We start from the raw sequence: 13355 nt of genomic DNA, 5'->3' as shown, positions 1-13355 counted from the left end.
ATTTTTATAATTTTTCAATCATTTATTTCAAATAAAGCACCTTCAGCCTCATCACTAAAACGTGCTTCGACTCGTGCTAATGGCGCTGTATCTGATCGAATCCACGACTTGTGAGTTAAGCTGATAATCATGTTATCCGTATCGATCAAAACAGTTTCCGTAAGCATCGGAAAAGGCAACATTTCCCCAGTTTTAAAATGTAAAGTGATATAAGGTCGATGCCCTAAAAAATCTAAACAGACATAACCTTTGTTAGAAAATTCTGGTTTAGTCAAATTCCATAGCTCTAATCGAGCGTTCGGATAAAAAAAATCAATTTGCTGATCTACTGGAGCCGCATTCCAGTAAGCATAATCTGTATCTTGCGGAGGATATGGATGTTGCTCAGCTAACCATTTTTCATCATATGTTCCTGCCAATGCCAAACGCGGCGCCCATGCACGTCCTACAAAACCAAAACCAGCAGGTTGATAAGCATATTTCGTACTGATTTTTGCCATTTGCTGTGCATTTAAATCATTTTTCTTTGGATGTGTTGTAAAGGATGGTTTAGGCTGGCGTTGTAAATGATATTCAATTTTTGGCGCTGAAATAATTCTAAAATTTTCTATTTTTTCATTTCTAGGGCGCTGACGATTTATCTTTTCACAAGTTTTAAAATAATCTTTTTCAATCCAACCTGTTCCCAATGGATTGCTAAAACATTGCTGATGATAAACGGGCTCTGTATTGTCATCTGAATTTGCATATATAAGGTGAGTTCCACCAAATGCATATTCCCATCGTAGTGGTAACTCTGTGAACTCAGTAAATTTGGTTCGTTTCCAACCTGGCAAAAGCGTATTTTCCTTGAATACACTCTCACCTAAAATGCTGAGTGTTTTTTCTAATTGAACCTTATAGCTAACTTTTTGACTCTCTTTAACTTTTTGCTCATATATCGCAAGTTCTTTATACCAATCCTGCTTTTGCTGTTGCGTTAGTGGCATCAATGGATTTAAAGCTTGTGGTTCGTTTGGCTTTTCAGGTAATTCTTTTTGCTCAGGTGTACTTAAGCGTAATCTAACTGCGATGGCTTGCATGGGCCTTTGATCAGGCGTATAAGCACTTCCATTGATGATGACATCACATCGAGGTTTATAAGGTGCGAGATCACTTTCATAACGTACGCTACTGAGTCCAACTTCCCCCCAATATTCATCTGCAAAGCAAAGAGGCACAGAACCATCTTTAATAAGTTCAAGCCCCCAAGCATCTTCACCAAGTCGTAACATTTTATAGCTGACTTTCATGACTACAATTTTATGTTCTTCTCGATCGGGATCAGCTGATGAATACATCAAAGTAGGAAATGGTGTTTGATTTTCAAGATTCATTTTTAAACACCTAGTTGATATTGACGTCTTTACCATTAATTTGAATAGGACCGCTTGCTTCGATTAACATATTGTTTCCCGAAAGCTGAACTGTCCCATCCGCAAAGAGCATCAATCCTGCATTGCCAACTTTGACCTGAAAACTATCTCCCGCTTCTATACAAAATTTTCGTCCTACATTGACACTTTTATTCATCCCAACTTGTTCATACTGCGCCAAGCCAACTGCCGTATTCATTGCACCAACAACAGTAAGTGCATGTGCTGCACCAACATTCACCACATATGCAGCACCAATATTTAACATACTTGCGATGGCAACGTTTTCAAGTTTATTGGAACCCACACTTATGGTTTGACGATTGCCAATCGTAATTGTTTGTTTTTTTCCTATAGAAATCGTTTCATTAGCTATGACTGTTTCTGTACGATTTTTATTAATATTGATCGTTTCATTACCTGTCACCGTTTCTGTCCGATTAGCTCCGATCGTAATTGTTTCATTCTTTCCAACAGTTTCTGTTCGATCAGTTCCAATTTTGATCGTTTCAGTCGCACCCACCGTTTCATTTCTATTTTGACCGATGCTCACTGTTTCATCTTTACCAACATCCTTGGTCCGATTTACGCCGACACTATGCGATTCATCATTTTCTACTTCAATACGCTGATTTTTTTCAGCATGAATCCAGACTTCTTCTTCGCCTTTTTTATCCTCAAAGCGAATCGCATTAGCATTTTCAGCATTTGCTCCAGTTGAAGAACGGCTCAACATGCCTGACTGTGTTGCATTTTCAGGTAAATCCCAAGGCGGCATATGATCGCCGTTATAGACACTTCCTGTAATGATTGGGCGATCAGGATTACCATCTAAAAACTGAATAATGACTTCTTGTCCAATACGAGGAATAGAAACCACACCAAAATTTGTACCAGCCCATGATGTTGCTACACGTATCCATGCAGATGAATTTTCATCCTTCTTACCCTCTCGATCCCAATGGAATTGTACTTTTACACGTGCAAATTTATCTGTGTAAATCTCTTCGCCAGCCGGACCTACAACAAGAGCCGTCTGTAAACCATAAATATAAGTAGCTTGTGAATTGAATCCTGTGGGAGCAGACCATTTTAATGAACGTTTTATGCAGCTTAATTCAGCTTGATATTGAGCAGTTGTATTTTCAGTTTCAAATAAATAGTTATTACCTGCCGATTGAGTGATTGCAACAATCAAATATTCAAGTTCAGCTTCATCTAGATCATTATTAAATTCAGCCAATTTAAACCAATGCCCAACATCGGCATAAGCATCATTACAAGACATTGTTTTTATTTCAATTTCTGATTCATTCGATACATTTTCTAAGACCAGATCCTTCTGACCTTCAGTAAAGCAATCATATGCAAATGCACCTGAATATTCATAATTTTCAAGCTTCATAATCGATGTTGCTGGCTCTGCTACATCTAATTCAGAATTTAGATAATTAGGATCTTTAAAATCAAAACTTGTTGATGAATATTTATTAAAATTTATTTTTGAATTATTGGAAAAACATAAAATCCCAACCCCAGTATTATTGGCATTATTTGCCCGATAAACGATTTCTTTACTGAGTATATTTTCACAATACAGAGTCTGATCAACGATACGCAATGTATGACCATCTTTGCGATGTTCGTACCAATAAATCCAGCCCGCTTGCTCCCATTGTCTATGCAAATAATTATAGTCCGATTCATTAAATTGGATCGAAAAGGTAATCGGGTTATATTCTTTCAATAATGAAAATTGTACTTCACGTTTTGGAAATTGATCAAAATATTGCTGAGTTATTTCTCTTAATGTCTTATTTTGCAATGTTTTACAATCTTTACGATATTGAAAAAAAGCCAACCACGGTTTTAGGATCATTTCATAACGACTATAACCACTCTCATTACTGATATATTCAAAACTGAAAATATAACCATTAAAAAACCGTGACGAGCCATCATGACGCAAACACTCGACGGTCGCCATTTTACCAATCATATCTTTGAGTATAATTTCAGGATTATCCGACAATAACTCGACCTTAAACTCAAAGTCTCGATTTAGCTCTTCTTTTGCCGAAATAAAATTTGCAACCAATTGATCTGCATAAGCCACATCATCATTTGGAAAGCTTAGCGTTAACATGCGATTATTTTGTTGAAGCGTCGCAAGTAGCTGAGATATTTTTTTACTATAAGCCATAATATTTAAGTTATTAAAATATAATTAATTTTATAAAGTGAGAAATTTAATGATTTTTATAATTAAATTTAAAAATTATTCTCTCACCAGTAAATTTTGTGTTGAGATAAATGTTGCACCACAACTTGCTTTATCACCCGCAACAATCATCGCTTTATTATTAATAATCAAAGATTGACTGCCCGCAATCGCTGTTACAATCGTTCGACATTTTGGACAAAAATGCTGCATACCTGCGACGTGTACAGCTTTTCCATCAATAATAAAGGTTTGATCCACTTGCGTTACAACACCGCCGTGGTCTGTTTTATCCCCAATCAAAATTGCAGCTTTCATTTTTTTCTCAATAAAAAAGGAATGATTTTTATAAATCATTCCTTTATAAGCAATATTTGAGAAAAAATCTTTAATAATTCATGACTTATTCATTGTCATTTAAAACAAACTAATCAGCATCAATGACATCAGCAAAATTTGCACTTAACACTTTTGATAAATCTTGCGGATTAATCCCAATATCGAGTCCTCTTTTGCCACCGCTAACATAAATTTTAGCTTTAGAAGCAGCAGATGCATCAATAACGGTTTTCAAACGTTTTTTTTGACCAACAGGACTAATACCACCAACCAAATAACCTGTTAAACGCTCAGCATCTTTCGGATCTGCCATTTTTAACTTTTTACAACCTAAAGCACTTGAAACCTTTTTTAAACTGAGTTGATGATTCACAGGTAGCACTGCAACAAAATGACTTTTGTCATCTGTCACAAGTAAAGTTTTAAAAACGTCTTCAACTGCTAGATTCAATTTTTCGGCAGCTTCTAAACCAAAGCTTTTTGCATTTACATCGTGTTCATATTCATGAATAGAGAATTCGATTTTATTTGATTTCAATATTTTGCATGCTGGTGTCATAGTTCGTTATCTTTAAATCTGGAACATAAGCAGTATACGACTTTTTATCAAATAATTTTAGATTTGCTTAGGCTATTTTATACAAATTACAATCTTTAACTTTAACAATTCCTAACATTTATCTGCGTATTAACCTATAAATTTCAAGATTTAATTCCTATAATTCATCCCTCTTGAGTAATATGACAAATATATTACTTTTCATTTAAATCCTGTTTTTTGGATATGAAAATGTCTTTAGAAGCATTCAATATTAATTTGTTCGATCACCTTAACGCACCGATAGATGCCAGTTCATTAATGGTTTATTTTGCGAAATTTATTGCCAATGATACTTTATATATCATGCTTATTTTTTTGGTCTTGTCATGGTTTTTGGGCAATCGACATAATAAGGAATTGGCACTTAAAGCCGTTATAACTACAGCAATTGCTTTAGCGATTGGCTTTACTATTTCAATGGTATATCCGCATCCTCGACCATTTATGATTGATGAAGGGAGAACACTGATTTGGCATGCTGCAGATTCATCGTTTCCAAGTGATCATATGCTCATATTCAGCTCTATCGCATTTGCTTATCTATTTGCAAAAGAAAAGCAAATCGGTTTATTTTTCTTTTTTCTAGCAGTTGAAGTCGGCTGGTCAAGAGTTTACTTAGGGGTACACTTCCCTTTTGATATTTTAGGTGGCTTGATTGTTGCGATGTTTACTGGATTTTTTGTTCAGAAATTATGGGATAAATATGGTGTAATTTTCATTAATTTTGCTTTGTCTATATATTATAAGTTATTTGCAAATTTTATTGAAAAAGGTTGGATTAGATAAGCTAAATATTAAATAAATTTATTGGATTAAGAGGACTTTATAGTTCTCTTTTTTTTGCTTAGGCTATTTTGAATGCTTGAGTTAAAAACAAAGTTATGATTAAAATTAAAGCTAAATTATTTTTTAAACAATAACAATGCCATCTATTTACCAATTAAAACCAGCATTTCAGAACGTCTTGCGCCCAATCGTTCGTAGGCTTTATCAAATGGGGATAACAGCAAATCAAGTGACTTTGCTGGCAATGTTAATCTCGGTTGCATTGAGCATATTCCTATATTTTTATTTTAAAAATCATAAAGTTAATATCTTACTATTAGTTTTCCCACTATGGATGTTAGTTCGCATGGCTTTTAATGCCATCGATGGCATGTTGGCACGTGAGTTTAAACAACAAACTAAGATAGGAGCATTTTATAACGAATTATGTGACATCATTTCAGACACTTTTCTCTATATCTGCTTCATCACCTTCACTTTTATCCAGCCCGCTCTTTTACTTTTCGTAATATTCCTTGCTATTTTGAGTGAATATACTGGTGTAATGGCACCGCTTATCGGTCAAGATCGACGATATGATGGGCCAATGGGCAAAAGTGATCGTGCGTTTTGCTTTAGTTCCCTTGCAATCATTATCGTGATTTTTCCATTATTTTCTGATCGTACTGAATTCCTTTTTTATATCACAAATGCAGTTTTATTGGTTATTGGCCTGCTTTTATGCATCACTATTTACAATCGTATTAAAAATAGCATTGATTAATTATTATATTGAAAGAGATGAAATCAAATGAATAATACACAAAATAGATTTACAACCTTCGATCAAACTGAAATTTTTTATCAGCATTGGCAAGCTACACACGAGTCTGATACCCCCAAAAAAGCAATCCTTTTATTCCATCGTGGTCATGAACATTCTGGCAGAATGGCACACTTGGTTAATGAGCTCAAATTGCCTGATTTTGATTTTTTTGCTTGGGATGCTCGTGGGCATGGACACTCTCCAGGTGATCGTGGTGATGCGCCTAGTTTTTCTGCTTGTGTGAAAGATATCCAATATTTTGTAAATCATATTCAAGAAAACTATGATATTAATCCTGAGAATATAGCAGTAATTGGGCAAAGTGTAGGTGCTGTTTTAGCGGCGACTTGGGTACATGATTATGCACCTAAGATTCGGGCATTGTGTCTCGCTTCACCTGCTTTTAGCATCAAACTATATATCCCTTTAGCCATTCCAAGCTTGAAAATACTCAGTAAAGTTCGTGGCAATTTCTTTATCAATAGTTATGTAAAATCGAAAATGCTTACGCATGATTTAGAGCGTGCTAAAGCTTATGATGAAGATCCGCTTATCGCACGTGCGATATCAGTCAGAATGCTATTGGGACTTGATGAAGCTTCAAATCGAATCGTAAATGATGCAGAAAATATCCATGTTCCAACTCAAATTCTCTCATCAGGGTCTGATTTTGTGGTATTTCAAAAACCGCAAAAAGAGTTTTATGCAAAACTGCCGCATCCTTTGAAAGAATTTCATAACTTAGAAGGTTTCTATCACGATACTTTAGGTGAAATAAATCGTGAAATAGCAATTAATAAAATACGACGTTTTATTCAGCAATGTTTCGACTTACCTTATCAAGCACCAGATTTAATTCATGCCGATAAAATTGGTCAAAGTTGCGCAATTGCTGAAGAATATAGTTCACCTTTACCTAAAAACTCTTTTAAAGATTTATTTTGGCAATTCACGAAAAAGAATTTAAAAATTGGCAGTCACTTTTCTCGTGGACTCAAAATCGGTGAAGAAACTGGGTATGATTCAGGTAGTACTCTTGATTTTGTCTATCGAAATGAGTCAGAAAGTCCTAATTTTTTAGGCAAAATGATCGACAAACAATATTTAAATGCTATCGGTTGGCGTGGCATACGTGTACGAAAAGAAAATATTGAATTATTACTTAAAAAGTACGCTGATATTTTAGTCCAAAATCGTAAGCCAGTCCGTATCCTAGATATTGCCTCTGGTCATGGGCGCTATATTTTAGATGCTGTTGCAGATTTTTCCAAAAAACCAGATTCGATATTATTGCGTGATTATAGTGAAATAAATGTAGAAGCCGGAAAACGCCTAATACTAGATCGAAACCTAGAATCACTTGCAGAATTTGTGCAAGGCGATGCTTTCGACACAGCCTCTTTAGCAGCAATTAAACCAAAAGCAACGCTCGCTGTCGTGTCTGGATTGTATGAATTATTCAGTGAAAATGATCTTTTGCAGCAGTCTCTAGAAGGCTTAAACAAAGCGATGCTAAAAGATGGTTATTTGATCTATACAGGGCAAGTTTGGCATCCGCAACAAGAATTTATAGCCCGTGCACTGACATCGCACCGCCAAGGCAATGCATGGGTTATGCGTTTACGTTCACAAGCTGAAATGGATATGTTAGTTGAGCAGGCAGGCTTTAAAAAGATAGATCAATGCATAGATGATTTCGGTATTTTTACCATTTCTGTTGCTCAAAAATTATAATCATTGGAACATAATATGGATCACCTGACTAAACAACCAGGTACATGGAAATGGGGAATATTAGCCTTAATATTCCTCGCTCCATTTTTCTTTTTAACTTACGGTTTTGCCAACCAATATGCTGCTCATCTGAGCGATGTCAAAAGCATAGTCTTCCATTGGGAAAAAAATATACCACTTCTTCCTTGGACAATCGTTCCCTATTGGTCCATTGATTTATTTTATGGTTTATCACTTTTGCTCTGTGTTAATCGTTTTGAACTAAAACAACATATGCTTAGACTATTTTTAGCACAAGTTATCTCGATTACTTGTTTTGTTTTATTTCCTTTAAAATTTAGTTTTGATCGCCCTCAACTTGATGGCTTCTTTGGTCTATGGTTCGATGTGCTTATGGGTTTTGATAAACCATTTAATCAAGCACCTTCTTTACACATTGTTTTATTAATTATTCTCTGGAATTTTTATAGAAATCATGTGAATCATAAATGGAAATATCTTGTAGATTTTTGGTCGATTTTAATCGCCATTTCAGTTCTAACGACCTGGCAACATCACTTTATTGACATTCCAACAGGCATCATCGTTGGTGCATTTTGTTTATGGTTATTTCCTATTTCAGTCAAATCGCCATTATCAAAAGAGAACACGCAAAAATTAACCGCAAAACATTTTAAAGTTGCTTTCTTTTATTCGTTTGCTGCACTTATTCTGATCTCTATCGCTGTATATTTAAAATCATATTTTTTGTGGTTACTTTACCCAGCGATAAGCTTATTTTTTGTTGCTTTGGCTTATATCACGGTCAGGCCTCATTTTTTTCAAAAGCAAATCAATGGGAAAATGACTACAGCTGCACAAATTATATTTTTACCTTATTTTATCTTGGCTTGGATCAATAGCCGAATCTGGACATATAAACATCCTGAAGATAGCGAGATTATTCAAGTAAATAATATAACAATTTTCATTGGGCGTATTCCCACATCACAAGTTACGACTCATTATCACGCTATATTCGACTGTATCGCTGAATTGCCAATTAGCTCCTTAGCTTTTTATCAACAATATTTAAGTTTGGACCTCATCCCTCTACAGCCAAATCAGCTTGAAAAATCAGTTGAACTTTTAGATGATTTATTTCAAGAAATAGCACACTTAAAAATGGGAAAATTATTAGTCAATTGTGCACTTGGCTATTCGCGTAGTTCTGCAGTGCTATGTGCATGGTTAATCAAAAATGGTTATGCAGAAAATGCTCAACTTGCAGTAGAAATCATTCAAAATAAACGTCCTTGGGTTAAATTATCAGAAGTACAAATTCAAAATTTAGCAACATATCGTTTGAAAATCATAGGATTATCACCATGAAAATGAACTTCTATGTACTTTCAAAATTATTATCCAATACCACTACATTTTTATATGCTGGATATATTGCCTTTGCGCTATCTACTCTCAGTATATTGTTAAAAGGATGGCATCAACTTGATTTATATCTACTTTTATTGGTGAATTTTACTTTAATTTTTGTTCATCATTACCTTTCATTCCGAGTTAAATTTGATGCTGATCTGTTAATTATTTTAGCTGACCAATTAGATGAAAAGGATAATGAAAATGTAGAGCAACTTTTACAAATCACTGAAAAGTTTGACAAGAGCTTAGGCTATTTTAAACTCATAGCAAAAGATAAAATTGGTAGAAACTGGGAAATACGCTTTAAAGGTTGTCTATTTTTATTAAAAATACAAATTATTTTGCTTATATTACAATATCTTGTTTTAATAGTTCTATTATTTAAATTACTAACACAATAAATGAAGGTTTACTGATGAATAAGCCTATACCAACACATGAGCATGATGTTCAGGTAAATGAAAAAAAACTTATAAATCATTCAATTGCACGATTTATAGCCTTTTTAACTCGACGCAGTGCTCGACTGCTCACTGGTGCGCGTAGTCTTTGGTATGGTTGTGAACCCATACAAACGCAGCGTATTTATTATGCAAATCATAATAGTCACATCGATTTTATATTGCTTTGGTCTTCCCTTCCAAAAGAAATTCGACGAAAAACCAAGCCTGTAGCTGCTTCGGATTATTGGCTTAAAGATGGATTTAGGCGTTTTCTAATTCAAGATACCTTCCAAGGCGTGACGATTTTACGAAATCGAGAAAATAATAGTGATCCCTTACAACCCATTAAAGATGCTTTAGAACAAGGTTATTCAATTATTTTCTTTCCTGAAGGTACACGGAATTTAAGTGATGACATTGAATTATTGGATTTTAAAAGCGGTCTTTTTCATTTAAAAACACAGTTCCCAAATGTAGAAATTGTCCCTGTTTGGATTTCAAATCTGAAACGTGTAATGCCTAAGGGCGCATTCATCCCCTTACCGCTACTTTCTACTGTTATTTTTGGTTGTCCATTGGAACAACATGAAGAATTAGATAAAGCCAGTTTTTTGGATTATGCAAAACAACAACTGATTAAACTTAAAGAGGTTGAATATCAATGAACTTAAATAATATTCAACAAACCTATGTTTTATTTGCAATATTTGCTGTTATTTTAATATTTGCCTCAACGATTGGTTTTATTTTAAAGAAAAAATCAGGTGATCGACCATCATCTGTCATAGATAATTTGAATGCCCGAATCAATGCATGGTGGATCATGCTTATTGTTTTAGGGACTTCTATTATTTTAGGGAAGGTCTATTTCATTGTTTTATTTGGAATAATTTCTTTTTTTGCTCTACGGGAATTTATTAGCTTATTACCCACGCGACGAGGTGACTATTTCCCTTTATTAATTGCCTTTTACTTTGTTATTCCCTATCAATATTACTTAGTTTACACAGATTGGTATGGACTTTATTCTATATTTATCCCGTTATATGTATTCCTTTTAATCCCTATTGCGAGTTTAAAACAAGAAGATACCACACATTTTTTGGAGCGTAGTTCAAAAATCCAATGGGGACTTATGGTCTGTGTATTCTGTATCTCACATGTACCTGCACTATTAAACCTAAAATTACCAACTTTTCAAGGTCAGCCCATTTGGCTCGCTTTATGGCTAATCATGGTTGTACAAGCATCTGATGTTTTACAATACGTGTGTGGAAAATTGCTTGGAAAACATAAAGTTGCACCAGTTTTATCGCCATCAAAAACGATAGAAGGTTTGGTTGGAGGTATTATTTTAGCCACTGCTTTAGGTGTAGCAATGAAATGGCTCACCCCATTTACATATCTGCAAGCTATTGTTATCGGATTGACCGTCTGTATTTTTGGCTTTTTTGGTGGTTTAGTAATGTCTGCTATCAAAAGGGATCGAGGTGTCAAGGATTGGGGGCAACTCATTCATGGGCATGGCGGTATGTTAGATCGCATCGATTCAATTTGCTTTTCAGCACCAATTTTCTTTCATATATTACGTTATTGGTGGAGTTAATTTTAACGGCCAGATTGTGCATAGAAATATCCACAATCTTGGCATTTCAAGCCATGCCTAACTTTTCCAACGGGTATTCCAACGACAATTAAAAAGGTAAATGCTGTTTTTTTCCCTTCGGTATAAGGAATAATATTTGTACTTCCACATGATGGACATACTTCTTTTTCCAGCGAAAATTTTTCATCCACTTCCTCAGAATAATCTTGTTCTAAAATCAATTTTGCATCTTCAACACAATCTTCAGGCACGAGAATTTTTACACCACCAAGTGCATTTGAATAAAACCAATCCATATTAATTGTGTGCTCATTTTCTATTTGTGCATCAATTCCTTGTGAAATTAATAATGATTTTGCTATTTGTGCTTCGTATACCAAAGAATAACTTTCTACTACAACCCATTTCATTGTTATTTTCCAGATTCTAAATGAAGATCTATACTATATATCGCTAAAAGATCTCAAATTGCTTTGATTTAAATAAATATTAACAATATCTTATTCAATCTATAACCTTAGTCACTTGACTGAATTTTTTATAAAAATTACTATCAATTTCAATATATTGTCCATATTGGTTTCTGACTTGTTTACTTATTTAGCTCCCAAGAATTTTATTTCATCAAAAAATAATCACTATTTACTTCCTTCGACCTTAGTCATTACTCTCATTATTGCCATCAGTGGATGCTCTTCGCTTGGCGGAGGATCTGTCCAAAAGCGAGCTGCAAAACTTTCATCAGGTATTCAAAAAGCATATTCGGTCGATCCTACAACCGCTAACCGAATTTCCCCGATGATTATACAAAGTGCTGATAAATATTCTGTTGATCCATTGCTTATTTCAGCCATTATTCGACAAGAATCAAGTTATAGAAATTACGCAGTTTCGCCAGCTGGTGCAATAGGACTGACGCAGGTTATGCCAAATTACTGGCAACAGACCTGCCCAGGTGATCTATTTGATGAAAATATTAATATAAATTGTGGTACATATATTATTGCATCTTACAATCGCTCTGCAGGTAGCTGGAAAAAAGCGCTAGCCTATTACAATGTTGGACCGACAAATTATAATAATAGTTGGAAAATGCGCCATCAAGGTAAAAAATACGCGAAGCAAGTAAAAAGCCACGAGAAAGATCTAAAACATGCTCTTTAATGATTCTTAAAAACGACAATATTTCTGTAGATATTATTGAGCGAAGAGGTGCATCTATAATCTGATGCACCCACTATGAACAAAATTTGATATTTAAATTACCACCCTAAAATAAATTTTGTTTAAGTTATTAAAATCTACCAATAGTTAAACTCAAGATCTGAAATATCATCTATATTTATAATCCCATCTAGCTTTTCCACCATTGCTAAACAAGCTTCCAAACCATCATATTTACTATAAGAGCCTTTTAACTTTTCAATAGGAAGGTCTATGCAAATTTTCCCATTGGATTCAACCATAAATTGCAATGTGTTTTCATCTTTATCAATTATGCCAATAAAGTTCTCTGGATGCCGTAAAATGGCTTCCATTTTTCTAATAATCACATCTAAAGTAGCTTCGATGGGCTTATCAGTTGGAGACTCTTGTTCTGTAATATAGTCCATATAAAACATACGATATTTATTCATTATTTATTACCCCTTTAAGTTTTTAAAATATTCATTATAAAATTTATAAAAAATAGTACTCTTGATAATTTTTAATAATAACAAGAGCTTTTCCAAATTTAAATTATTTCACTGATTTAATCAAAAAATTAGTAACGCTTCAGGCTAATACAAGCATGTTTTAAAATAAAGATAATATGAATCACATTATTTACAAAAAAATATAATCATTATTTTCCGGCAAAAAAAATCCCCCAATCATATGATTGAGGGATTTTAGAATAATGAGCTGGCGATGACTTACTCTCACATGGGTAACCCCACACTACCATCAGCGCGAAGAGGTTTCACTTCTGAGTTCGGGAAGGGA

Annotated in this window: 14 protein-coding genes and 1 rRNA gene; 8 read left to right on the top strand and 7 right to left on the bottom strand. The window is 34.3% G+C overall.

Going from position 1 to position 13355, the window contains the following annotated elements; translation table 11 throughout:
- Positions 1-14: 14 nt before the first annotated feature.
- From F960_RS11355 to ybaK, 4 genes are all read right to left on the bottom strand, one after another.
- The gene (locus F960_RS11355; protein ID WP_004865144.1) at positions 15-1376 is read right to left on the bottom strand and encodes a DUF2169 family type VI secretion system accessory protein; all 1362 of its coding nucleotides are present in this window, start codon (positions 1374-1376) and stop codon (positions 15-17) included.
- 10 nt (positions 1377-1386) lie between these two features.
- On the bottom strand, positions 1387-3618 hold the full coding sequence (locus F960_RS11350; RefSeq protein ID WP_004865139.1) for a type VI secretion system Vgr family protein: 2232 nt from the start codon (positions 3616-3618) through the stop codon (positions 1387-1389).
- 75 nt (positions 3619-3693) lie between these two features.
- The gene (locus F960_RS11345) at positions 3694-3954 is read right to left on the bottom strand and encodes a PAAR domain-containing protein (protein ID WP_004865138.1); all 261 of its coding nucleotides are present in this window, start codon (positions 3952-3954) and stop codon (positions 3694-3696) included.
- Between the two features lie 109 nt (positions 3955-4063).
- Entirely contained in the window at positions 4064-4534 is a 471-nt protein-coding gene (gene ybaK / locus F960_RS11340; RefSeq protein WP_004865136.1) for a Cys-tRNA(Pro) deacylase, read from the bottom strand.
- A gap of 231 nt (positions 4535-4765) precedes the next feature.
- Here ybaK and F960_RS11335 point away from each other — a divergent pair, with 231 nt between their 5' ends.
- From F960_RS11335 to F960_RS11305, 7 genes are all read left to right on the top strand, one after another.
- The gene (locus F960_RS11335; protein WP_004865133.1) at positions 4766-5362 is read left to right on the top strand and encodes a phosphatase PAP2 family protein; all 597 of its coding nucleotides are present in this window, start codon (positions 4766-4768) and stop codon (positions 5360-5362) included.
- Between the two features lie 136 nt (positions 5363-5498).
- The gene (locus tag F960_RS11330) at positions 5499-6125 is read left to right on the top strand and encodes a CDP-alcohol phosphatidyltransferase family protein (RefSeq protein WP_020846926.1); all 627 of its coding nucleotides are present in this window, start codon (positions 5499-5501) and stop codon (positions 6123-6125) included.
- Positions 6126-6152: 27 nt separating this feature from the next.
- Positions 6153-7901, top strand: a complete 1749-nt coding sequence (locus tag F960_RS11325; protein ID WP_004865126.1) for a bifunctional alpha/beta hydrolase/class I SAM-dependent methyltransferase — start codon at positions 6153-6155, stop codon at positions 7899-7901.
- Positions 7902-7916: 15 nt separating this feature from the next.
- Complete coding sequence (locus F960_RS11320; RefSeq protein WP_004865123.1) at positions 7917-9272, top strand: phosphatase PAP2/dual specificity phosphatase family protein; 1356 nt, start codon at positions 7917-7919, stop codon at positions 9270-9272.
- Positions 9269-9721: a hypothetical protein gene (locus tag F960_RS11315; protein ID WP_004865121.1), complete on the top strand. Its 453-nt coding sequence runs from the start codon at positions 9269-9271 to the stop codon at positions 9719-9721. The genes F960_RS11320 and F960_RS11315 overlap by 4 nt, the downstream gene beginning before the upstream one ends.
- Before the next feature lie 14 nt (positions 9722-9735).
- Positions 9736-10428, top strand: coding sequence for a lysophospholipid acyltransferase family protein (locus F960_RS11310; RefSeq protein ID WP_004865118.1), 693 nt, complete (start codon positions 9736-9738; stop codon positions 10426-10428).
- Positions 10425-11369 (top strand): phosphatidate cytidylyltransferase, encoded by a 945-nt coding sequence (locus F960_RS11305; RefSeq protein WP_004865117.1) that lies wholly within the window; start codon positions 10425-10427, stop codon positions 11367-11369. The genes F960_RS11310 and F960_RS11305 overlap by 4 nt, the downstream gene beginning before the upstream one ends.
- A gap of 2 nt (positions 11370-11371) precedes the next feature.
- On the opposite strand, the gene F960_RS11300 is transcribed toward F960_RS11305, so the two are convergent.
- Entirely contained in the window at positions 11372-11779 is a 408-nt protein-coding gene (locus F960_RS11300; protein ID WP_004865114.1) for a putative signal transducing protein, read from the bottom strand.
- A 253-nt stretch (positions 11780-12032) separates the two neighbouring features.
- On the opposite strand from F960_RS11300, the gene F960_RS11295 reads away from it, so the two are divergent.
- Positions 12033-12533: a lytic transglycosylase domain-containing protein gene (locus tag F960_RS11295; RefSeq protein ID WP_212749751.1), complete on the top strand. Its 501-nt coding sequence runs from the start codon at positions 12033-12035 to the stop codon at positions 12531-12533.
- A 137-nt stretch (positions 12534-12670) separates the two neighbouring features.
- Here F960_RS11295 and F960_RS11290 read toward each other — a convergent pair whose 3' ends face one another.
- Both F960_RS11290 and rrf read right to left on the bottom strand, forming a co-directional pair.
- Positions 12671-13006, bottom strand: coding sequence for a hypothetical protein (locus F960_RS11290; RefSeq protein WP_004865110.1), 336 nt, complete (start codon positions 13004-13006; stop codon positions 12671-12673).
- Between the two features lie 266 nt (positions 13007-13272).
- Positions 13273-13355: ribosomal RNA gene (gene rrf, locus F960_RS23300) — 5S ribosomal RNA — on the bottom strand; the annotation flags it as partial.

This window comes from Acinetobacter gerneri DSM 14967 = CIP 107464 = MTCC 9824, assembly GCF_000368565.1.
GTDB lineage: Bacteria > Pseudomonadota > Gammaproteobacteria > Pseudomonadales > Moraxellaceae > Acinetobacter > Acinetobacter gerneri.
The sequence above is the reverse complement of the archived record's forward strand: the minus strand, read 5'-3'. Positions and strand labels throughout refer to the sequence as shown.